Source organism: Flavobacterium aureirubrum, assembly GCF_038739835.1.
GTDB classification, from domain to species: Bacteria; Bacteroidota; Bacteroidia; order Flavobacteriales; family Flavobacteriaceae; genus Flavobacterium; species Flavobacterium aureirubrum.
Genome location: NZ_JBCGDO010000022.1, coordinates 13,124 through 31,757, shown reverse-complemented (window position 1 = coordinate 31,757; position 18,634 = coordinate 13,124). Strand labels below are relative to the sequence as shown.

Genomic DNA, 18,634 nt, shown 5'->3' with positions numbered 1-18,634 from the left:
ACAAAATAAAGAAAAATTAGTATTTAATTATGCCAACAATTCAACAATTAGTAAGAACAGGAAGAACTCAAGTCACTAAGAAGAGTAAATCGGTTGCTTTAGATTCTTGTCCTCAAAGAAGAGGTGTTTGTACGCGTGTTTACACTACTACTCCAAAAAAACCAAACTCTGCCATGCGTAAAGTTGCGCGTGTACGTTTGACTAATGGAAACGAAGTGAATGCATACATCCCTGGAGAAGGACACAATCTACAAGAGCACTCGATAGTATTAGTGAGAGGCGGAAGGGTGAAAGATTTACCAGGAGTTAGATACCACATTGTGCGTGGCGCGCTTGATACCTCAGGTGTAGCAGGAAGAACACAAAGAAGATCTAAATACGGTGCTAAACGCCCAAAAGAAGCTAAAAAGTAATTTTAAACTTTTAAAGAAAAGACATGAGAAAAAGAGCGGCAAAGAAAAGACCACTTTTACCAGATCCTAAATTTAACGATCAGTTAGTAACACGTTTCGTGAACAACTTGATGTGGGATGGTAAGAAATCAACAGCTTTCAAAGTATTCTATGATGCCATGGAAATCGTAGAAGCAAAAAAGAATAATGACGAGAAACCATCATTAGAAGTATGGAAAGATGCTTTAACAAACGTTATGCCTCACGTAGAAGTGCGTAGTCGTAGAGTTGGTGGAGCTACATTTCAAATTCCAATGCAAATTAGACCAGACAGAAAAATTTCTATGGCTATGAAGTGGATGATACTTTATGCAAGAAGAAGAAATGAAAAATCAATGGCTGGTAAATTAGCTTCTGAAATCTTAGCTGCGGCTAAAGAAGAAGGAGCAGCAGTTAAGAAAAGAATGGATACTCACAAAATGGCAGAAGCTAACAAAGCATTCTCTCACTTTAGATTTTAATTCATAAGAAATGGCTAGAGATTTAAAATTTACAAGAAATATCGGAATTGCGGCTCATATTGATGCTGGTAAAACAACAACAACTGAGCGTATATTATTTTACACAGGAAAGTCACATAAAATTGGTGAAGTACACGATGGTGCTGCAACAATGGACTGGATGGCACAAGAGCAAGAAAGAGGTATTACTATTACTTCTGCAGCTACAACTTGTGAATGGAGCTTTCCAACAGAACAAGGTAAACCGTTACCTACTTCTCAAGATTATCACTTTAATATTATTGATACCCCAGGACACGTTGACTTTACTGTAGAGGTAAATCGTTCTTTACGTGTATTGGATGGATTAGTATTCTTATTTAGTGCTGTTGATGGTGTTGAGCCACAATCGGAAACTAACTGGAGACTTGCTGATCAGTATAGAGTTCCACGTATGGGATTCGTGAACAAAATGGACCGTCAAGGTTCTAACTTCTTAGCTGTTTGTCAACAAGTGAGAGACATGTTAAAGTCAAATGCTGTTGCAATTACTTTGCCAATTGGTGAAGAAAATGACTTCAAAGGAGTAGTAGATTTAGTGAAAAACCAAGCTATCGTTTGGCATGATGCAACGCAAGGGGCAACTTTTGATATTGTTGATATTCCTGCTGATATGGTTGCTGAAGTTAAAGAATACAGAGATATCCTTATTGAAGCAGTGGCTGATTATGATGAAAATCTTCTTGATAAATATATGGAAGATCCAGATTCTATCACAGAAGACGAAATCAACACAGCATTAAGAGCAGCAACAATTGATATGGCTATCATTCCTATGATTGCAGGTTCTTCCTTTAAAAACAAAGGAGTTCAATTTATGTTAGATGCGGTATGTAAATATTTACCATCTCCTTTAGATAAAGAAGGTATTGAAGGAATTCACCCTGATGATGCTGAATTATTAGAAGAAGACCAAAAGAAAATATTACGTCGTCCTGATGTAAAAGAGCCGTTCGCAGCTTTGGCATTTAAAATTGCTACTGACCCATATGTTGGTCGTTTGGCTTTCTTCCGTGCTTATTCAGGTCGTTTAGATGCTGGTTCATACATCTTGAACACTCGTTCTGGAAACAAAGAAAGAATTTCTCGTATCTACCAAATGCATGCAAACAAACAAAACCCAATCGATTATATCGAAGCAGGTGATATTGGGGCGGCAGTTGGATTTAAAGATATTAAGACTGGAGATACAATGTGTGATGAAAAGCACCCAATTATTCTTGAGTCGATGAAATTCCCTGCGCCAGTAATTGGTATCGCTATCGAGCCAAAAACAAAAGCAGATGTTGATAAAATGGGTATGGCTTTAGCTAAATTAGCGGAAGAAGATCCAACGTTTACTGTAAGAACAGATGAGGCTTCAGGTCAAACGATTATTTCAGGAATGGGTGAGTTACACTTAGACATCCTTGTAGATCGTATGAAACGTGAATTCAAAGTTGAGGTTAATCAAGGTGAACCACAAGTTGAATACAAAGAAGCTTTCACAAAATCGGCTCAACACAGAGAAACTTACAAAAAACAATCTGGTGGTCGTGGTAAATTCGGTGATATCGTATTTAGATTGGAACCAGCTGACGAAGTTGATGGGAAAGTGCCTGTTGGGTTACAATTCGTTAACGAAGTAAAAGGTGGTAACGTTCCTAAAGAATATATTCCATCTGTAGAAAAAGGTTTCAGAGAAGCTATGAAAACTGGTCCATTAGCTGGATACCAGGTTGATAGTTTAAAAGTTACTTTATTAGACGGATCTTTCCATCCTGTAGATTCTGATGCACTTTCTTTTGAGTTAGCTGCTAGAATGGGATATAGAGAAGTTGCAAAAGCAGCCGGAGCAGTTATCCTTGAACCTATCATGAAAATGGAAGTTATTACACCAGAAGAAAACATGGGAGATATTGTTGGTGATATTAACCGTCGTAGAGGTCAGGTTAATGACATGGGTGACAGAAATGGAGCAAAAACTATTAAAGCAAATGTACCACTTTCTGAAATGTTTGGATATGTTACTACTTTGAGAACATTGTCTTCAGGTAGAGCAACTTCAACAATGGAATTTTCACATTACGAACAAACTCCTTCTAATATTTCAGAAGAAGTGATCAAAAAAGCAAAAGGTAACGCTTAATTCTTATCAAGATGAGTCAAAAAATTAGAATAAAATTAAAGTCTTACGATCATATGTTGGTTGATAAATCAGCAGAGAAAATCGTAAAAACTGTGAAAAGCACAGGTGCTGTTGTAACAGGTCCTATTCCGTTACCTACACACAAAAAAATATTTACTGTATTACGTTCTCCACACGTTAATAAAAAAGCGAGAGAACAGTTTGAAGTAAGTTCTTATAAAAGATTATTAGATATTTACTCTTCATCTTCAAAAACTATTGATGCTCTTATGAAATTAGAGTTGCCAAGCGGTGTTGAAGTAGAAATTAAAGTATAAGTACTCTTTAAAAGTTAAAGTTTTAAGTATTAGAGTGTTGAAAAATAGTCTAATACTTAATTCTTTATAATTGAATAACAAAAATTTATTAATTAATAATTAGTTTACTATGTCTGGGTTAATTGGAAGAAAAATCGGCATGACTAGCATTTTCGATGAAAACGGGAAAAACATTCCTTGTACAGTAATCGAAGCTGGACCTTGTGTCGTTACCCAAGTCAGAACCAAAGAGGTTGACGGGTATGAAGCTCTTCAACTTGGTTTCGATGACAAAACAGAAAAACACGCTACTAAAGCTGATTTAGGTCACTTTAAAAAAGCGGGAACTTCTGCAAAAAAGAAAGTCGTTGAATTCCAAGGGTTTGAAGAAAATTACAAATTAGGTGATAACATCACCGTGGAAGTATTCAGCGAAGGAGAATTTGTTGATGTACAAGGTGTATCAAAAGGTAAAGGTTTTCAAGGTGTTGTAAAACGTCACGGTTTTGGTGGGGTTGGACAAGCAACACATGGTCAACACAACCGTTTGAGAGCGCCAGGTTCTGTAGGAGCATCCTCTTATCCATCTCGTGTATTTAAAGGTATGCGAATGGCAGGAAGAATGGGTGGAGAAAATGTGAAAGTACAAAATCTTAGAGTTTTGAAAGTAGTTTCTGAAAAGAATTTACTTCTTGTTAAAGGAGCTGTTCCTGGATGCAAAAACTCTTATGTAATCATTCAGAAGTAATGGAAGCAAAAGTTTTAGATATCAACGGAAAAGATACTGGAAGAAAAGTTCAACTTTCTGATTCAGTATTCGGCATTGAGCCAAATAATCATGCAGTATATCTTGATGTTAAACAATATTTAGCAAATCAAAGACAAGGAACCCACAAAGCAAAAGAAAGAGCTGAAGTAGCGGGAAGTACTCGTAAGATTAAAAAACAAAAAGGTACAGGTACTGCTCGTGCAGGATCTAAGAAAAGTCCATTGTTCAAAGGCGGAGGAACTGTTTTTGGTCCGAGACCAAGAAGCTATTCTTTCAAATTGAACAAAAACTTAAAAAGATTAGCAAGAAAATCTGCTTTCTCAATTAAAGCAAAAGAGTCAAATTTAGTAGTGGTAGAAGATTTCAATTTTGAAGCCCCAAACACTAAAAATTTCATCAATGTTTTGAAAGCTTTAGGATTAGAAAACAAAAAATCTTTATTTGTGTTGGGTGAATCAAATAAAAATGTATATTTGTCGTCACGCAATTTGAAAGCCTCTAGCGTTGTAACAAGCTCAGAATTAAGTACTTATGCAATTTTAAATGCAAATAATTTAGTTTTATCTGAGGGTTCTTTAGAGGGAATTGTTGAAAATTTAAGCAAATAACAGATCATGAGTATCATAATTAAACCTATCATAACAGAAAAAATCACCAAAGAAGGTGAGATTTTCAATCGTTTTGGTTTTGTTGTTGACAAAAAAGCAAACAAAGTTCAAATTAAAAAAGCTGTAGAAGCTGCTTATGGAATTTCTGTTGTTGATGTAAACACAATGAACTATAGAGCTGATAGAACTACAAAATATACAAAAAGTGGTTTAATCAATGGAAAAACTAATAGCTATAAAAAAGCTATCGTTCAAGTAAAAGAAGGAGAAACAATAGATTTTTATAATAATATCTAATAGAAAATGTCAGTTAGAAAATTAAAACCTATTACCCCTGGTCAGCGTTTTAGAGTTGTGAATGGTTTTGACGCCATCACTACTGATAAGCCGGAGCGTTCATTAATCGCACCGATAAAAAACTCAGGTGGTAGAAATAGTCAAGGAAAAATGACCATGCGTTATACAGGCGGTGGTCACAAACAAAGGTATCGTATCATTGATTTTAAAAGAACGAAAGTTGGAATTCCGGCTACTGTTAAATCGATAGAATATGATCCAAACAGAACTGCTTTTATCGCATTATTGTGGTATGCTGATGGAGAGAAAACATATATTATTGCTCAAAACGGTTTACAAGTAGGACAAACAGTTTTATCAGGTGAGTCTGCTTCGCCTGAAATTGGAAATACTTTACCATTAAGTAAAATTCCATTGGGAACAGTTATTTCTTGTATTGAATTGCGTCCAGGTCAGGGAGCTACAATAGCTCGTTCCGCTGGAACATTTGCTCAATTAATGGCAAGAGATGGAAAATATGCTACGATTAAAATGCCTTCAGGTGAAACAAGGTTAATCTTGTTGACTTGTTCTGCAACTATCGGAGCAGTATCAAACTCTGACCACCAATTAATTGTATCTGGTAAAGCAGGTAGAACTAGATGGTTGGGTAGAAGACCAAGAACAAGACCGGTAGCAATGAACCCTGTCGATCACCCAATGGGTGGTGGTGAAGGACGTTCATCTGGAGGTCATCCACGTTCTAGAAAAGGTCTTCCTGCTAAAGGTTATAGAACTCGTTCTAAAGTTAACCCGAGTAATAAGTATATTGTTGAACGCAGAAAGAAATAATTAGATAGACATGGCACGTTCATTAAAAAAAGGACCTTTTGTACACTACAAATTAGATAAAAAAGTTCAAGAAAATATTGCTGGAGGAAACAAAGGAGTTGTTAAGACATGGTCTAGAGCTTCAATGATTACACCAGATTTCGTAGGACAAACTATCGCAGTACACAATGGTCGTCAATTTGTTCCAGTTTATGTAACTGAGAACATGGTAGGACACAAATTAGGAGAGTTTTCACCAACAAGATCTTTTAGAGGTCACGCTGGAGCAAAAAATAAAGGTAAAAAATAAGAAGCAATGGGAGTTCGTAAAAGAGAAACAGCAGACGCAAGAAAAGAGGCTAATAAGTCTATAGCTTTTGCTAAATTAAATAACTGCCCTACTTCACCTAGAAAAATGCGCTTAGTAGCAGACTTGGTAAGAGGTCAGAAAGTGGAAAGAGCGTTGAATATTTTAAGATTCAGCACTAAAGAAGCTTCAAGAAAATTAGAGAAATTAGTATTATCTGCAATCAATAATTGGGAGCAGAAAAATGTAGATGGAAATGTTTCTGAAGCAGGCTTATTTATAAAAGAAATCCGTGTTGACGGTGGAATGATGTTAAAAAGACTTCGTCCAGCACCACAAGGAAGAGCACACAGAATTAGAAAGCGTTCAAACCACGTGACAATCGTGTTAGGAGCTAATGATAACACACAAGCAAATTAATAATTAAGATGGGACAAAAGACAAATCCAATAGGAAACAGACTTGGTATCATCAGAGGATGGGATTCAAACTGGTATGGTGGAAATGATTACGGTGACAAAATCGCTGAGGATTATAAAATCAGAAAGTATATTCATGCTCGTTTATCAAAAGCTAGTGTATCAAAAGTAATCATCGAGAGAACTTTGAAACTTGTAACCGTTACTATCACTACTGCAAGACCAGGTATTATTATCGGGAAAGGCGGGCAAGAGGTAGACAAGTTGAAAGAAGAACTTAAGAAAGTTACTGACAAAGAGGTTCAAATTAACATTTTTGAAATCAAAAGACCTGAACTTGATGCTTATTTAGTTGCAACAAGTATCTGTCGTCAAATCGAAAGCAGAATTTCTTACAGACGTGCAATCAAAATGGCTATTGCTGCTTCTATGCGTATGAACGCTGAAGGTATAAAAGTTTTGATTTCTGGTCGTTTGAATGGTGCAGAGATGGCACGTTCAGAAGGTTTCAAAGAAGGAAGAATTCCTCTATCAACTTTCAGAGCCGATATTGATTATGCTTTGGCTGAAGCGCATACTACTTATGGTAGAATGGGTATCAAAGTATGGATCATGAAAGGTGAGGTATATGGAAAAAGAGATCTTTCTCCACTTGTAGGTATGGATAAAAAACAATCTGGTACTGGTGGTGGAAAAGGTGGAGACGCTCCAAGAGGAGACAGAAAACCTTTTAATAAAGGTGGTAAACCAGATGCTCGTAAAAGAAAGTAAATTTTTAAATTAAAGAAAAATGTTACAGCCTAAAAGAACAAAGTATCGTAAGGTACAAAAGGGTAGAATGAAAGGAAATGCTCAAAGAGGGCATGAACTTTCAAGCGGAATGTTCGGGATTAAATCAGTTCATGAAGATGGAATGTTTCTTACTTCTCGTCAAATTGAAGCTGCGCGTATTGCTGCCACTCGATATATGAAAAGAGAAGGCCAATTATGGATTAATATATTTCCAGATAAACCTATCACTAAGAAACCTCTTGAAGTACGTATGGGTAAAGGAAAAGGTGCGGTCGAGTACTGGGCTGCAATTGTTAAACCTGGAAGAATAATGTTTGAAGTTGGTGGAGTTCCTCTATCAGTTGCTAAAGAAGCTTTGCGTCTTGCAGCACAAAAACTTCCGGTAAAAACTAAGTTTGTAGTTGCTAGAGATTTCGAAGCATAATCTAAAATTAATTATGAAACAATCAGAAATTATAAATCTATCCGCAGCTGAGTTACAAGTTACACTTAAGCAATTAAGAAAAACGTATTCAGATTTAAGAAATGCTCACGCTATTTCTCCAATTGCGAATCCACTTCAAATTAGAAGTGCTAGAAGAGCCGTTGCTAGAGTAGCAACAGAGCTAACAAAAAGAGAGTTACAATAATTGTATGCTAGCTAAAATGGAAGATAAAAGAAATTTAAGAAAAGAAAGAATTGGTGTGGTTACGTCTAATAAAATGGATAAGTCTATTGTTGTAGCACAAGTAACTAGAGTAAAACACCCATTATATGGTAAGTTCGTGTTAAAAACTAAAAAGTTTCATGCACACGACGAAACAAACGATTGCAACATTGGCGATACAGTAAAGATCATGGAAACAAGACCTTTATCAAAAACTAAATGTTGGAGACTAGTTGAAATCATTGAAAGAGCTAAATAATTATGGTACAACAAGAATCAAGACTTAAAGTCGCAGATAACACAGGAGCAAAAGAAGTTTTGACTATCCGTGTATTAGGAGGAACGAAACGTCGTTATGCCTCTGTTGGAGATAAAATTGTAGTTTCAATTAAAGATGCAACACCTAACGGTAACGTTAAGAAGGGTGCGGTTTCAACTGCAGTTGTTGTACGTACCAAAAAAGAAGTGAGAAGAGCTGATGGTTCTTACATCCGTTTCGATGATAATGCATGTGTTCTTTTGAACGCTGCAGGAGAAATGAGAGGAACTCGTGTTTTTGGTCCGGTAGCAAGAGAACTTCGTGAAAAACAATTCATGAAAATTGTATCACTAGCACCAGAAGTGCTTTAATTCGTTAGTAAGATGGTAAAGCTAAAAATAAAGTCAGGAGACACAGTTAAAGTTATTGCTGGTGACCATAAAGGTTCTGAAGGTAAAGTTTTGCGTGTTGACCGTGAAAAAAACAAAGCTATCGTTGAAGGTGTCAACATGGTTTCGAAACATACAAAACCAAGTGCTAAAAACCCTCAAGGTGGCATTGTTAAGAAAGAAGCTCCTATTCATATTTCAAATCTTGCATTGATTGATCCTAAATCAAAATCTGCAACAAAAGTTGGAGTAAAGATAGATGGAGATAAGAAAGTGAGATTTTCAAAAAAATCTAATCAAGTAGTATAGTTATGGCATATATTCCTAGACTTAAACAAGAATATAAGGACAGAGTTATTGCTGCCCTTAAAGAAGAATTTGGTTACAAAAATGTGATGCAGGTTCCTAAATTGGAAAAAATCGTTTTGAGCCGTGGTGTTGGTGCTGCAGTTTCTGATAAAAAACTAGTGGACTACGCTGTTGATGAGCTAACAAAAATTACGGGTCAGAAAGCAGTTTCCACTATTTCTAAGAAGGATGTTGCCTCTTTTAAATTGAGAAAAGGCATGCCAATTGGCGCTAAAGTTACTCTGAGAGGTGAAAGAATGTATGAGTTTTTAGATAGACTTATTACATCGTCTTTGCCACGTGTCAGGGACTTCAATGGTATCAAGGCTACAGGTTTTGATGGTAGAGGTAACTACAACCTTGGCGTAACTGAGCAGATTATTTTCCCGGAGATTGATATTGATAAAGTGAATAAAATCGCAGGGATGGATATCACTTTTGTGACTACTGCTGGAACAGATAAAGAAGCGAAGTCATTATTGGCTGAATTAGGTTTACCTTTTAAAAAGAATTAAGTTATGGCTAAAGAATCAATGAAGGCCCGTGAGGTTAAAAGAGAGAAAACAGTTGCTAAATATGCTAGTAAAAGAAAAGCTTTATTAGAGTCGAAGGATTATGAAGGATTGCAAAAGCTTCCTAAAAATGCTTCCCCAGTTCGTATGCACAACCGTTGTAAGCTTACTGGAAGACCTAGAGGTTACATGCGTCAATTTGGTATTTCACGTGTAACGTTTCGCGAAATGGCAAATCAAGGATTAATTCCTGGCGTGAAAAAAGCTTCTTGGTAGTTTCAATATAAATTACTACTTTTGCAAACCGAAAAAAATAATTTTAATTGGTTAAAGGTTCGAATTGTGAGTACGTTTTGAAAACCATAACCGCAAATTTATACAAATGTATACAGATCCAATTGCAGATTATCTAACCAGAGTTAGAAATGCAGTGATGGCAAACCACAAAGTGGTTGAGATTCCTGCTTCTAATTTGAAAAAAGAAATCACAAAAATTTTATTCGATCAAGGATATATCTTAAGTTACAAGTTTGAAAATAGTACAGTTCAAGGTACTATCAAAATTGCTTTAAAGTATGATAAAGATACCAAGGAGTCAGTAATAAAAGATATTCAAAGAATTAGTAAACCAGGTTTACGTAAGTACGCTGGTTCTTCAAAAATACCGAGAATCCTAAACGGACTCGGAATTGCCATTGTTTCCACATCAAAAGGTTTGATGACTGGAAAACAAGCAAAGCATTTAAATGTTGGTGGAGAAGTAATATGTTACGTATACTAATTAATACAGTAAAACAATGTCAAGAATAGGTAAAAATCCAATTTCAATTCCTGCTGGTGTAACTGTAGAAGTTAGTGAAACAGTTATAACAGTAAAAGGAAAATTAGGTCAACTGACGCAAGATTACGCAGACGTAAAAGTGAATGTTGAAGAAGGTCAACTAATAGTAGAAAGGCCATCTGATAGTAAAGATCATAGAGCAAAACACGGGTTATATAGATCATTAATCAACAATATGATTATTGGTGTATCTGAAGGTTTTACTAAAGAATTAGAGTTAGTTGGAGTAGGTTATAGAGCTTCTAACCAAGGACAAAAATTGGACTTAGCTCTCGGTTTTTCTCATAATATTGTTTTGGAAGTTGCTCCAGAAGTAAAATTGGAAACAATCTCTGAGAAAGGAAAAAACCCAATTGTAAAATTAACATCTTTCGACAAGCAGCTTTTAGGGCAAATCTCTGCAAAAATTAGAGGTTTCCGTAAGCCTGAGCCTTACAAAGGTAAAGGAGTGAAGTTTGTTGGTGAAGTATTAAGAAGAAAAGCTGGTAAATCAGCGTAATATATAGCATTATGTCATTAACAAAAACTGAAAGAAGACAAAGAATTAGATTCAGAATTAGAAAGATTGTTAGCGGTACAGCAACCAATCCTAGGCTTTCTGTATTTAGAAGTAATAAGGAAATCTATGCACAGCTTATCGACGATGTGAATGGTGTTACTTTATTAGCCGCTTCTTCGAAAGATAAAGGAGCTGATATTAAAGGGACAAACATCGAAATCGCAACTGCGGTTGGTAAACTTGTTGCTGAGAAAGCATTGAAGGCTGGCTTTGAAACTGTAACTTTCGATAGAGGAGGTTATTTATATCACGGTCGTATTAAATCACTAGCGGAAGGCGCAAGAGCGGCTGGACTTAAATTCTAAGAAATTATGTATAACGGATACAAAAACGTAGAGTTAGTAAAACCTAGCGGTCTTGAGTTAAAAGATCGTTTGGTAAGTGTTAATCGTGTAACTAAAGTAACAAAAGGAGGTAGAGCATTTGGTTTTTCTGCTATTGTTGTTGTTGGTGATGAAAATGGTGTGGTTGGACACGGTTTAGGAAAATCGAAAGACGTTTCTGAGGCTATTGCAAAGGCAGTGGAAGATGCTAAGAAAAATTTGGTTAGAATTCCTTTAAGTGGACAATCTGTTCCACACGAACAAAAAGGTAAATTTGGTGGTGCAGCAGTATATTTGATGCCTGCATCGCATGGTACTGGAGTAATTGCTGGTGGTGCAGTTCGCGCTGTGCTTGAGTCTGTTGGTATTCACGATGTATTGTCAAAATCTCAAGGTTCGTCTAACCCTCATAATGTAGTGAAAGCAACTTTTGATGCATTGTTGCAGATGAGAAGTGCTGTCACTGTTGCAAAGCAAAGAGGCATTTCTTTAGAAAAAGTATTTAAAGGTTAATTCAAGGAAATTATGGCTAAATTATTAGTAAAACAAGTTAGAAGTAAAATCAACTGTCCTCTTACACAAAAAAGAGGTTTAGAAGCTTTAGGTCTACGTAAAATGGGACAAGTTGTTGAGCATGACTCAAATCCAGCTATCCTTGGAATGATAAATAAAGTTAAACACTTAGTTTCCGTTGAGGAAGTTAAATAACAATTATAGTTATGAATTTAAGTAACTTACAACCTGCTGAAGGTTCAACACACAACCAAAATAAAAGACTTGGTAGAGGTGAAGGTTCTGGTAAAGGTGGAACGGCGGCTAGAGGTCATAAAGGAGCGAAATCTAGGTCTGGTTATTCGAAGAAAATTGGTTTTGAAGGTGGGCAAATGCCTCTTCAAAGACGTGTACCTAAGTTTGGTTTTAAAAACATCAATCGTAAAGAATATCATGGTATAAATCTTAATTCGCTTCAGTTGCTAGTGGAAAACGGTGTTGTTTCTGATACTGTTGATTTCGCAGTTCTCGTCGAAAACCGATTAGCAACAAAAAATGAGCTTGTTAAAATTCTTGGTGGAGGTGAATTAAAATCAAAATTAAAAGTAACTGCACATAAATTTACTGCAACCGCTAAAGCTGCTATCGAAGCTGCTGGAGGCGAAGTAGTATTATTATAATCGATATATAATGAAGAATTTTTTAGAATCGTTAAAAAATGTCTGGAAGATTGAAGAGCTAAAAAACAGAATCTTGGTTACTCTTGGTTTGTTGCTAGTATATCGGTTTGGAGCTCATGTTACATTGCCTGGTATTGACGCCACTCAATTAGAAAGTTTAGCTGGTCAAACAGAGAAAGGGATTGGTTCAATCCTAGATATGTTTACTGGTGGTGCTTTCTCGAAAGCTTCTGTTCTTGCGCTGGGAATAATGCCTTACATTTCGGCGTCAATTGTTGTTCAGTTGATGGGTATCGCAATTCCTTATTTACAAAAGTTGCAGAAGGATGGTGAAAGCGGCAGAAAAAAATTAAACCAAATTACAAGATGGCTCACCATTGCTATTACTCTTGTTCAAGGTCCGGGTTACATTTATAACTTGTACTCTACATTACCAAGTAATGCCTTTTTATTAGGTTTTGACTCTTTCCAATTCTTATTTTCATCTGTGTTGATTTTAACTACAGGTACTGTTTTTGCGATGTGGTTAGGAGAAAAAATTACAGATAAGGGTATAGGTAACGGAATTTCACTTCTTATTATGGTTGGTATACTAGCAAGATTACCACAGGCATTAATTCAGGAATTCACTTCCAAAGTTACAAATAACAATGGTGGTCCAATGGTGCTCGTGTTTGAAATAATCGTTTGGTTACTTGTTATTATTGCTTGTGTTTTACTTGTAATGGCTGTTAGAAAAATACCTGTGCAATATGCTCGTCGTACAACCACTGGTGATTTTGAACAAGATATGATGGGTGGCAACAGACAATGGATACCATTGAAACTTAATTCGGCTGGTGTTATGCCAATTATTTTTGCGCAGGCGATAATGTTTATTCCAGCTGCTTTAGCAGGTCTATCAAATTCTGAGACTTCGCAATCTATTGCGGGCACCTTCAGTGATATGTTTGGTTTTTGGTACAATGTTGTGTTTGCTGCATTAATTTTGATTTTTACATTCTTCTATACAGCAATTACAGTTCCAACTAATAAAATGGCTGATGATTTAAAAAGAAGCGGAGGTTTTATTCCAGGTGTTAAGCCGGGAATTGATACCGCCGATTTTTTAGATAAAATCATGTCTCTGATAACATTCCCTGGCTCATTATTTCTTGCTTTAATCGCTGTGTTCCCAGCAATTGTTGTTAGTCTTGATGTTCAACAATCATGGGCGATGTTTTATGGTGGTACTTCCTTAATTATTATGGTTGGTGTTGCCATTGATACTATTCAACAAATAAATTCTTATTTGCTGAATAAACACTATGATGGATTGATGAAAACGGGTAAAAATAGAAAAGCAGTAGCTTAATTTTTATGGCAAAACAATCAGCAATAGAACAAGACGGATCAATAATCGAAGCACTATCAAATGCTATGTTTCGTGTTGAGTTAGAAAACGGACATATTGTAATTGCTCATATTTCTGGTAAAATGCGTATGCATTACATCAAATTGTTACCTGGTGACAAAGTGAAATTAGAAATGAGTCCTTACGACTTGTCAAAAGCAAGAATTACTTATAGATATTAAAGATATTCAAAATGAAAGTAAGAACATCAGTTAAAAAAAGAAGTGCCGAGTGCAAGATTGTACGAAGAAAAGGCAGATTATACGTAATCAATAAAAAGAATCCTAGATTTAAACAAAGACAAGGATAGTTATGGCAAGAATAGCAGGGGTAGATATCCCAAAAAACAAAAGAGGAGTTATCGCTTTAACCTACATTTTCGGAATAGGTAAAAGTAGAGCTATTGAGATTTTAGAAAAAGCTCAAGTTAGTCAAGATAAAAAAGTTCAAGATTGGAATGATGACGAGATCGGAGGAATTCGTGATGCGGTTTCTTATTTCAAAATTGAGGGAGAGCTTCGTTCAGAAGTATCATTACACATTAAGCGTTTAATGGATATTGGTTGTTATAGAGGTATCCGTCATAGATCAGGTCTTCCATTACGAGGACAAAGAACTAAGAACAACTCTAGAACAAGAAAAGGGAAAAGAAAAACTGTTGCTAACAAGAAAAAAGCAACTAAATAATAAGTAATATGGCTAAAGCGACTACAAAAAAACGTAAAGTTATCGTTGAATCAACGGGCGAAGCGCATATTAATGCAACTTTTAACAACATCATTATTTCGTTAACAAACAAAAAAGGTGAAGTTATTTCTTGGTCATCTGCAGGTAAAATGGGTTTCAGAGGTTCTAAAAAGAATACTCCATATGCAGCTCAAATGGCAGCAGAGGACTGTGGTAAAGTAGCATTAGAAGCTGGACTTAAGAAAGTAAAGGTGTATGTTAAAGGTCCAGGTAACGGAAGAGAATCTGCTATCAGGTCTATACATAATGCAGGAATTGAAGTAACGGAAATTGTTGATGTTACTCCAATGCCACACAATGGATGTCGTCCTCCAAAAAGACGAAGAGTTTAATTTATAGTATAATCAAGGTAGAAGTAAGATTATCGAAGGATTCTGACCTGAATTCATAATCTCTATCTTAAAACAATTTAAAATGGCAAGATATACTGGTCCTAGTACAAGAATTGCTCGTAAATTTGGCGAAGCAATTTTCGGAGAAGATAAATCCTTCGAAAAAAGAAATTACCCTCCAGGCCAACATGGTATGGCAAAAAAGAGAGGTAAAAAATCTGAATATGCTGTCCAATTAATGGAGAAGCAGAAAGCTAAATATTCTTATGGAATTTTAGAGAAACAATTTAGAAATCTTTTTGAAAAAGCAGCTGCTTCTAAAGGTGTAACGGGTGAAATCCTTTTACAATTATGTGAAGCAAGATTAGATAATGTGGTTTTCAGAATGGGAATTGCTCCATCGAGAAGAGCAGCTAGACAAATCGTTTCTCACAGACACATCACTGTGAATGGAGAATTGGTTAATATTCCATCTTACCACTTGAAACCAGGTGATAAAGTTGCTGTTCGTGAAAAATCTAAATCTGTTGAAGCTATCGAGCGTTCATTGGCAAATTCATCTCATGTTTATGAGTGGATTACTTGGAACAATGATACAAAAGAAGGAACTTTTGTTTCTGTTCCTCAAAGACTTCAAATTCCAGAAAATATTAAGGAGCAGTTAATCGTTGAATTATACAACAAATAATAATTGACATCAGTCTAAATTATGGCAATATTTAATTTTCAGAAGCCCGATAAAGTTATCATGATCGATTCAACCGATTTTGAAGGGAAATTTGAGTTCAGACCTTTAGAACCAGGATATGGATTGACAGTAGGTAATGCACTAAGGAGAGTTCTACTTTCTGCGTTAGAAGGTTATGCGATAACATCAGTTCGAATTGACGGTGTTGAACATGAGTTTTCCACTATACCTGGAGTTGTTGAAGACGTAACAGAGATTATTTTAAATCTTAAACAAGTGCGCTTTAAGCGTCAAATTGAAGATGTAGATAATGAAACTGTTTCTATTTCGCTTTCAGGTAAAAATCAGATTACAGCAGGCGATTTTCAAAAATTTATTTCAGGTTTTCAGGTTTTAAATCCTGATCTTGTTATCTGTAATTTGGATAATAAAGTTGGTCTGAATTTGGAATTGTCTATTGAGAAAGGTCGTGGATATGTTCCTGCGGAGGAAAACAAAAAGCAGAATGCTGCAATCGGAACTATTTTCACTGACTCAATCTTTACACCTGTAAAGAATGTGAAATACTCAATTGAAAACTTCCGTGTGGAGCAAAAGACAGATTACGAGAAACTTGTTTTTGAAATCAAAACAGATGGTTCGATTAATCCAAAGGATGCTTTAACAGAAGCTGCAAAAGTTCTAATTCACCACTTTATGTTGTTTTCAGATGAGAGAATAACTTTGGAAGCAGATGAAATAGCTCAAACTGAGTCTTATGATGAGGAGTCGTTGCATATGAGACAGTTGCTTAAAACTAAACTTGTTGATATGGATTTATCAGTAAGAGCTTTAAATTGTTTAAAAGCAGCAGAAGTTGATACCTTAGGAGATCTTGTATCCTTCAATAAAAATGACTTAATGAAGTTCCGTAATTTCGGTAAAAAATCGCTAACGGAGTTAGACGAATTAGTTGCCAACAAGAATTTAACATTTGGGATGGATTTAGGTAAATATAAATTAGATAAAGAATAATTAAGTCTTGTTCTTGAAACAAGATTAAATTTATAATAGCAATGAGACACGGAAAAAAAGTAAATCATTTAAGCAGACAGACTGGACATAGAAAATCTATGTTGGCTAATATGGCTTGTTCTTTAATTGAGCACAAACGTATTATTACTACTGTTGCTAAAGCTAAAGCGCTTAAACAATTTGTTGAGCCATTAGTGACAAAATCAAAAGAAGATACAACTCACAATCGTCGTGTGGTATTCGCTTATTTAAGAAATAAATATGGAGTAACTGAACTATTTAGAGAAGTTGCTTCTAAAGTTGGTGACCGTCCTGGAGGTTATACTCGTATAATTAAAATGGGTAATCGTCTTGGTGACAACGCTGATATGGCTATGATTGAGCTAGTTGATTTCAACGAGCTATATAATGGTGGTAAGAAAGAAGAGAAAAAAGGTAGAACGCGCCGTGCTAAGAAGTCATCTTCACCAGCTGCTTCTCCTGTTGTCGCTGGTGCTGTTGTAGAACAACCAGCTTTAGTAGCTGATGTTGTTGAAGCTTCAGTAGAAGAAGTTATTGAAACTCCAGTTGTTGATGTCGTTGAAGCACCAGTTGCAGAAGTTGAAGATGCTAGTACTAGCGAGCAAGAAGAACAAGCTTCTGCGCCAGAAGAGCCATCAGCAGATGAAGAGTCTAAAGAAGAGCAAGCATAATGATTGTTTCTATTTAAATATAAAGGATAAACGTTTTGTTTATCCTTTTTTTTTGTCCACAACTTTTTAAAACTTAAATTTGCTAAACACAACACATTACTATGAAATACACCACACGACCTCAAGCTGTTTTACTACTTAATGACGGAACCATTTTTTACGGAAAATCAATTGGTATTTCTGGAAAAACATTTGGAGAAGTTTGTTTCAATACTGGAATGACGGGTTATCAAGAAATTTTTACTGACCCATCTTATTTTGGTCAGATTATGGTGGCCACCAATCCTCATATTGGAAATTACGGCGTAAATGCGGAAGAAGTAGAAGCCGATAAAATTATGATTTCTGGCTTAGTTTGTAAAAATTTTAGCTTCAACCATTCGAGGCCAAATTCCGAAAGTAATCTTTATGATTACTTTGAAAGACAAAATTTGATTTGTATATCAGATGTTGATACACGTGCTTTGGTAAGTTATATTAGAGATAATGGTGCACAAAATGCTGTGATTTGCACTGATGGAACTTCAATAGATGAATTGAAAGCATTGTTGATTAAGGTTCCTGATATGAAAGGTTTGGAATTAGCATCCACTGTTTCGGTAACTGAACCTTATTTTTTTGGTGATGAAAATGCAACTTTTAAAATCGCTGCATTAGATCTTGGTATCAAAAGAAATATTTTGAGGAACCTAGCTAAAAGAGATTGTTATATAAAAGTTTTTCCTTACAATGCCTCTTTTGAGGAATTACAATCGTTTAAACCTGATGGTTATTTTTTATCAAATGGTCCTGGTGATCCAGAACCTTTGACAGGTGTAATTGATGTAGCAAATCAAATTATCAACTCTGATAAACCTGTTTTTGGAATTTGCCTCGGTCATCAAATTTTAGCTTTGGCTAATGGAGTTTCTACTTATAAAATGTTTAACGGTCATCGAGGAATTAATCATCCGGTGATGAATGTTTTAACGGGTAAAGGTGAAATTACTTCTCAGAATCATGGTTTTGCTGTGAATAGAGAGGAACTTGAAAACCATGCTGATTTAGAAATTACACATTATCATATTAATGATAACACAGTGGCAGGAATGCGAATGAAATCTAAAAATGTTTTTTCGGTACAATATCATCCTGAAGCTAGTCCTGGTCCTCACGATTCTTCTTACCTTTTTGATGATTTTGTTATCGCTATTAAAAAAGCCAAAAGTTTACAAGAGGTTTAAGGTTTTTATTTTAGCCCCGATTGAAGCTAGCTACCATGTAGCGCGAAAAGCGGGAATATGGATAGTAAATATAGAAGAACGATTTGCTCATAAATGTACATGCTTTGTCTAATATAG

At 35.6% G+C, this 18,634-nt stretch carries 32 protein-coding genes and 1 pseudogene; all 33 read left to right on the top strand.

Features of this window, described 5'->3' with window-relative positions; genetic code table 11:
* Positions 1 to 29: 29 nt before the first annotated feature.
* The 33 genes and pseudogenes from rpsL to carA all read left to right on the top strand — a co-directional run bounded on the left by rpsL (position 30) and on the right by carA (position 18,517).
* The gene (rpsL, locus tag WFZ85_RS13615) at positions 30 to 413 is read left to right on the top strand and encodes a 30S ribosomal protein S12 (RefSeq protein ID WP_293874503.1); all 384 of its coding nucleotides are present in this window, start codon (positions 30 to 32) and stop codon (positions 411 to 413) included.
* 23 nt (positions 414 to 436) lie between these two features.
* A complete protein-coding gene (gene rpsG, locus WFZ85_RS13610; protein ID WP_342696836.1) occupies positions 437 to 913 on the top strand; it encodes a 30S ribosomal protein S7 in 477 nt (158 codons plus the stop codon).
* Positions 914 to 923: 10 nt separating this feature from the next.
* Positions 924 to 3,080, top strand: coding sequence for an elongation factor G (gene fusA / locus WFZ85_RS13605; RefSeq protein WP_342696835.1), 2,157 nt, complete (start codon positions 924 to 926; stop codon positions 3,078 to 3,080).
* Between the two features lie 11 nt (positions 3,081 to 3,091).
* Entirely contained in the window at positions 3,092 to 3,397 is a 306-nt protein-coding gene (gene rpsJ, locus WFZ85_RS13600; protein ID WP_026710316.1) for a 30S ribosomal protein S10, read from the top strand.
* A 109-nt stretch (positions 3,398 to 3,506) separates the two neighbouring features.
* Positions 3,507 to 4,124: a 50S ribosomal protein L3 gene (rplC, locus tag WFZ85_RS13595; RefSeq protein ID WP_342696834.1), complete on the top strand. Its 618-nt coding sequence runs from the start codon at positions 3,507 to 3,509 to the stop codon at positions 4,122 to 4,124.
* A complete protein-coding gene (rplD, locus tag WFZ85_RS13590) occupies positions 4,124 to 4,753 on the top strand; it encodes a 50S ribosomal protein L4 (RefSeq protein ID WP_342696833.1) in 630 nt (209 codons plus the stop codon). Before rplC ends, rplD begins: the two co-directional genes overlap by 1 nt.
* 6 nt (positions 4,754 to 4,759) lie before the next feature.
* A complete protein-coding gene (rplW, locus tag WFZ85_RS13585; protein WP_342696832.1) occupies positions 4,760 to 5,050 on the top strand; it encodes a 50S ribosomal protein L23 in 291 nt (96 codons plus the stop codon).
* Positions 5,051 to 5,056: 6 nt separating this feature from the next.
* Positions 5,057 to 5,881, top strand: a complete 825-nt coding sequence (rplB, locus tag WFZ85_RS13580; protein WP_342696831.1) for a 50S ribosomal protein L2 — start codon at positions 5,057 to 5,059, stop codon at positions 5,879 to 5,881.
* 10 nt (positions 5,882 to 5,891) lie between these two features.
* Positions 5,892 to 6,170, top strand: a complete 279-nt coding sequence (gene rpsS, locus WFZ85_RS13575) for a 30S ribosomal protein S19 (RefSeq protein ID WP_007136562.1) — start codon at positions 5,892 to 5,894, stop codon at positions 6,168 to 6,170.
* A gap of 6 nt (positions 6,171 to 6,176) precedes the next feature.
* The gene (gene rplV / locus WFZ85_RS13570) at positions 6,177 to 6,587 is read left to right on the top strand and encodes a 50S ribosomal protein L22 (protein ID WP_342696830.1); all 411 of its coding nucleotides are present in this window, start codon (positions 6,177 to 6,179) and stop codon (positions 6,585 to 6,587) included.
* A gap of 8 nt (positions 6,588 to 6,595) precedes the next feature.
* Positions 6,596 to 7,357: a 30S ribosomal protein S3 gene (gene rpsC, locus WFZ85_RS13565; protein WP_116725063.1), complete on the top strand. Its 762-nt coding sequence runs from the start codon at positions 6,596 to 6,598 to the stop codon at positions 7,355 to 7,357.
* Positions 7,358 to 7,376: 19 nt separating this feature from the next.
* Positions 7,377 to 7,802: a 50S ribosomal protein L16 gene (gene rplP, locus WFZ85_RS13560; RefSeq protein WP_342696829.1), complete on the top strand. Its 426-nt coding sequence runs from the start codon at positions 7,377 to 7,379 to the stop codon at positions 7,800 to 7,802.
* A gap of 13 nt (positions 7,803 to 7,815) precedes the next feature.
* Positions 7,816 to 8,007, top strand: a complete 192-nt coding sequence (rpmC, locus tag WFZ85_RS13555; RefSeq protein WP_342696828.1) for a 50S ribosomal protein L29 — start codon at positions 7,816 to 7,818, stop codon at positions 8,005 to 8,007.
* Positions 8,008 to 8,023: 16 nt separating this feature from the next.
* Positions 8,024 to 8,284 (top strand): 30S ribosomal protein S17, encoded by a 261-nt coding sequence (rpsQ, locus tag WFZ85_RS13550; protein WP_121312857.1) that lies wholly within the window; start codon positions 8,024 to 8,026, stop codon positions 8,282 to 8,284.
* A gap of 2 nt (positions 8,285 to 8,286) precedes the next feature.
* Complete coding sequence (gene rplN, locus WFZ85_RS13545; protein WP_007803649.1) at positions 8,287 to 8,655, top strand: 50S ribosomal protein L14; 369 nt, start codon at positions 8,287 to 8,289, stop codon at positions 8,653 to 8,655.
* Between the two features lie 12 nt (positions 8,656 to 8,667).
* On the top strand, positions 8,668 to 8,982 hold the full coding sequence (gene rplX / locus WFZ85_RS13540) for a 50S ribosomal protein L24 (RefSeq protein WP_342696827.1): 315 nt from the start codon (positions 8,668 to 8,670) through the stop codon (positions 8,980 to 8,982).
* 2 nt (positions 8,983 to 8,984) lie between these two features.
* Positions 8,985 to 9,536 (top strand): 50S ribosomal protein L5, encoded by a 552-nt coding sequence (rplE, locus tag WFZ85_RS13535; RefSeq protein ID WP_342696826.1) that lies wholly within the window; start codon positions 8,985 to 8,987, stop codon positions 9,534 to 9,536.
* Between the two features lie 3 nt (positions 9,537 to 9,539).
* Positions 9,540 to 9,809 carry a 30S ribosomal protein S14 gene (gene rpsN / locus WFZ85_RS13530; RefSeq protein ID WP_342696825.1) on the top strand — a complete coding sequence of 90 codons (270 nt, stop codon included), beginning with the start codon at positions 9,540 to 9,542 and terminating at the stop codon, positions 9,807 to 9,809.
* Between the two features lie 106 nt (positions 9,810 to 9,915).
* Positions 9,916 to 10,314: a 30S ribosomal protein S8 gene (gene rpsH / locus WFZ85_RS13525; RefSeq protein WP_342696824.1), complete on the top strand. Its 399-nt coding sequence runs from the start codon at positions 9,916 to 9,918 to the stop codon at positions 10,312 to 10,314.
* A 16-nt stretch (positions 10,315 to 10,330) separates the two neighbouring features.
* The gene (gene rplF / locus WFZ85_RS13520; protein ID WP_342696823.1) at positions 10,331 to 10,873 is read left to right on the top strand and encodes a 50S ribosomal protein L6; all 543 of its coding nucleotides are present in this window, start codon (positions 10,331 to 10,333) and stop codon (positions 10,871 to 10,873) included.
* An 11-nt stretch (positions 10,874 to 10,884) separates the two neighbouring features.
* Positions 10,885 to 11,238: a 50S ribosomal protein L18 gene (gene rplR / locus WFZ85_RS13515; protein WP_342696822.1), complete on the top strand. Its 354-nt coding sequence runs from the start codon at positions 10,885 to 10,887 to the stop codon at positions 11,236 to 11,238.
* A gap of 6 nt (positions 11,239 to 11,244) precedes the next feature.
* Positions 11,245 to 11,769, top strand: a complete 525-nt coding sequence (rpsE, locus tag WFZ85_RS13510) for a 30S ribosomal protein S5 (RefSeq protein WP_342696821.1) — start codon at positions 11,245 to 11,247, stop codon at positions 11,767 to 11,769.
* Between the two features lie 12 nt (positions 11,770 to 11,781).
* Positions 11,782 to 11,964 carry a 50S ribosomal protein L30 gene (gene rpmD, locus WFZ85_RS13505; protein WP_121312865.1) on the top strand — a complete coding sequence of 61 codons (183 nt, stop codon included), beginning with the start codon at positions 11,782 to 11,784 and terminating at the stop codon, positions 11,962 to 11,964.
* Positions 11,965 to 11,975: 11 nt separating this feature from the next.
* Positions 11,976 to 12,428: a 50S ribosomal protein L15 gene (rplO, locus tag WFZ85_RS13500; protein ID WP_342696820.1), complete on the top strand. Its 453-nt coding sequence runs from the start codon at positions 11,976 to 11,978 to the stop codon at positions 12,426 to 12,428.
* A 10-nt stretch (positions 12,429 to 12,438) separates the two neighbouring features.
* Positions 12,439 to 13,782, top strand: coding sequence for a preprotein translocase subunit SecY (gene secY / locus WFZ85_RS13495; RefSeq protein WP_342696819.1), 1,344 nt, complete (start codon positions 12,439 to 12,441; stop codon positions 13,780 to 13,782).
* 5 nt (positions 13,783 to 13,787) lie between these two features.
* Positions 13,788 to 14,003: a translation initiation factor IF-1 gene (infA, locus tag WFZ85_RS13490; RefSeq protein ID WP_007136545.1), complete on the top strand. Its 216-nt coding sequence runs from the start codon at positions 13,788 to 13,790 to the stop codon at positions 14,001 to 14,003.
* A gap of 11 nt (positions 14,004 to 14,014) precedes the next feature.
* Complete coding sequence (ykgO, locus tag WFZ85_RS13485; RefSeq protein ID WP_081932050.1) at positions 14,015 to 14,131, top strand: type B 50S ribosomal protein L36; 117 nt, start codon at positions 14,015 to 14,017, stop codon at positions 14,129 to 14,131.
* Positions 14,132 to 14,133: 2 nt separating this feature from the next.
* Positions 14,134 to 14,508 (top strand): 30S ribosomal protein S13, encoded by a 375-nt coding sequence (rpsM, locus tag WFZ85_RS13480; protein WP_133533890.1) that lies wholly within the window; start codon positions 14,134 to 14,136, stop codon positions 14,506 to 14,508.
* An 8-nt stretch (positions 14,509 to 14,516) separates the two neighbouring features.
* Positions 14,517 to 14,900 carry a 30S ribosomal protein S11 gene (gene rpsK / locus WFZ85_RS13475; protein WP_342696818.1) on the top strand — a complete coding sequence of 128 codons (384 nt, stop codon included), beginning with the start codon at positions 14,517 to 14,519 and terminating at the stop codon, positions 14,898 to 14,900.
* 82 nt (positions 14,901 to 14,982) lie between these two features.
* The gene (gene rpsD / locus WFZ85_RS13470; RefSeq protein WP_121312870.1) at positions 14,983 to 15,588 is read left to right on the top strand and encodes a 30S ribosomal protein S4; all 606 of its coding nucleotides are present in this window, start codon (positions 14,983 to 14,985) and stop codon (positions 15,586 to 15,588) included.
* A 21-nt stretch (positions 15,589 to 15,609) separates the two neighbouring features.
* A complete protein-coding gene (locus WFZ85_RS13465) occupies positions 15,610 to 16,602 on the top strand; it encodes a DNA-directed RNA polymerase subunit alpha (RefSeq protein ID WP_342696817.1) in 993 nt (330 codons plus the stop codon).
* A gap of 41 nt (positions 16,603 to 16,643) precedes the next feature.
* Positions 16,644 to 17,084 (top strand): annotated as a pseudogene (gene rplQ / locus WFZ85_RS13460) (50S ribosomal protein L17); the annotation flags it as partial.
* 311 nt (positions 17,085 to 17,395) lie between these two features.
* Positions 17,396 to 18,517 carry a glutamine-hydrolyzing carbamoyl-phosphate synthase small subunit gene (carA, locus tag WFZ85_RS13455; protein ID WP_342696816.1) on the top strand — a complete coding sequence of 374 codons (1,122 nt, stop codon included), beginning with the start codon at positions 17,396 to 17,398 and terminating at the stop codon, positions 18,515 to 18,517.
* Positions 18,518 to 18,634 lie beyond the last annotated feature (117 nt).

Bases quoted from the DNA above. Each gene is read 5' to 3' on its own strand.
- rplB (WP_342696831.1), top strand. From the start codon at position 5,057: ATGTCAGTTAGAAAATTAAAACCTATTACCCCTGGTCAGCGTTTTAGA.
- rplV (WP_342696830.1), top strand. From the start codon at position 6,177: ATGGGAGTTCGTAAAAGAGAAACAGCAGACGCAAGAAAAGAGGCTAAT.
- infA (WP_007136545.1), top strand. From the start codon at position 13,788: ATGGCAAAACAATCAGCAATAGAACAAGACGGATCAATAATCGAAGCA.
- rpsL (WP_293874503.1), top strand. From the start codon at position 30: ATGCCAACAATTCAACAATTAGTAAGAACAGGAAGAACTCAAGTCACT.
- secY (WP_342696819.1), top strand. From the start codon at position 12,439: ATGAAGAATTTTTTAGAATCGTTAAAAAATGTCTGGAAGATTGAAGAG.
- rpsS (WP_007136562.1), top strand. From the start codon at position 5,892: ATGGCACGTTCATTAAAAAAAGGACCTTTTGTACACTACAAATTAGAT.
- rplW (WP_342696832.1), top strand. From the start codon at position 4,760: ATGAGTATCATAATTAAACCTATCATAACAGAAAAAATCACCAAAGAA.
- fusA (WP_342696835.1), top strand. From the start codon at position 924: ATGGCTAGAGATTTAAAATTTACAAGAAATATCGGAATTGCGGCTCAT.
- rpsQ (WP_121312857.1), top strand. From the start codon at position 8,024: ATGGAAGATAAAAGAAATTTAAGAAAAGAAAGAATTGGTGTGGTTACG.
- rpsG (WP_342696836.1), top strand. From the start codon at position 437: ATGAGAAAAAGAGCGGCAAAGAAAAGACCACTTTTACCAGATCCTAAA.
- rpsM (WP_133533890.1), top strand. From the start codon at position 14,134: ATGGCAAGAATAGCAGGGGTAGATATCCCAAAAAACAAAAGAGGAGTT.
- rpsJ (WP_026710316.1), top strand. From the start codon at position 3,092: ATGAGTCAAAAAATTAGAATAAAATTAAAGTCTTACGATCATATGTTG.
- rpsN (WP_342696825.1), top strand. From the start codon at position 9,540: ATGGCTAAAGAATCAATGAAGGCCCGTGAGGTTAAAAGAGAGAAAACA.
- rpmD (WP_121312865.1), top strand. From the start codon at position 11,782: ATGGCTAAATTATTAGTAAAACAAGTTAGAAGTAAAATCAACTGTCCT.
- carA (WP_342696816.1), top strand. From the start codon at position 17,396: ATGAAATACACCACACGACCTCAAGCTGTTTTACTACTTAATGACGGA.
- rplF (WP_342696823.1), top strand. From the start codon at position 10,331: ATGTCAAGAATAGGTAAAAATCCAATTTCAATTCCTGCTGGTGTAACT.
- rpsD (WP_121312870.1), top strand. From the start codon at position 14,983: ATGGCAAGATATACTGGTCCTAGTACAAGAATTGCTCGTAAATTTGGC.
- rplR (WP_342696822.1), top strand. From the start codon at position 10,885: ATGTCATTAACAAAAACTGAAAGAAGACAAAGAATTAGATTCAGAATT.
- ykgO (WP_081932050.1), top strand. From the start codon at position 14,015: ATGAAAGTAAGAACATCAGTTAAAAAAAGAAGTGCCGAGTGCAAGATT.
- WFZ85_RS13465 (WP_342696817.1), top strand. From the start codon at position 15,610: ATGGCAATATTTAATTTTCAGAAGCCCGATAAAGTTATCATGATCGAT.
- rpsK (WP_342696818.1), top strand. From the start codon at position 14,517: ATGGCTAAAGCGACTACAAAAAAACGTAAAGTTATCGTTGAATCAACG.
- rplX (WP_342696827.1), top strand. From the start codon at position 8,668: ATGGTAAAGCTAAAAATAAAGTCAGGAGACACAGTTAAAGTTATTGCT.
- rplO (WP_342696820.1), top strand. From the start codon at position 11,976: ATGAATTTAAGTAACTTACAACCTGCTGAAGGTTCAACACACAACCAA.
- rpsC (WP_116725063.1), top strand. From the start codon at position 6,596: ATGGGACAAAAGACAAATCCAATAGGAAACAGACTTGGTATCATCAGA.
- rplP (WP_342696829.1), top strand. From the start codon at position 7,377: ATGTTACAGCCTAAAAGAACAAAGTATCGTAAGGTACAAAAGGGTAGA.
- rplN (WP_007803649.1), top strand. From the start codon at position 8,287: ATGGTACAACAAGAATCAAGACTTAAAGTCGCAGATAACACAGGAGCA.
- rplD (WP_342696833.1), top strand. From the start codon at position 4,124: ATGGAAGCAAAAGTTTTAGATATCAACGGAAAAGATACTGGAAGAAAA.
- rpmC (WP_342696828.1), top strand. From the start codon at position 7,816: ATGAAACAATCAGAAATTATAAATCTATCCGCAGCTGAGTTACAAGTT.
- rpsE (WP_342696821.1), top strand. From the start codon at position 11,245: ATGTATAACGGATACAAAAACGTAGAGTTAGTAAAACCTAGCGGTCTT.
- rpsH (WP_342696824.1), top strand. From the start codon at position 9,916: ATGTATACAGATCCAATTGCAGATTATCTAACCAGAGTTAGAAATGCA.
- rplC (WP_342696834.1), top strand. From the start codon at position 3,507: ATGTCTGGGTTAATTGGAAGAAAAATCGGCATGACTAGCATTTTCGAT.
- rplE (WP_342696826.1), top strand. From the start codon at position 8,985: ATGGCATATATTCCTAGACTTAAACAAGAATATAAGGACAGAGTTATT.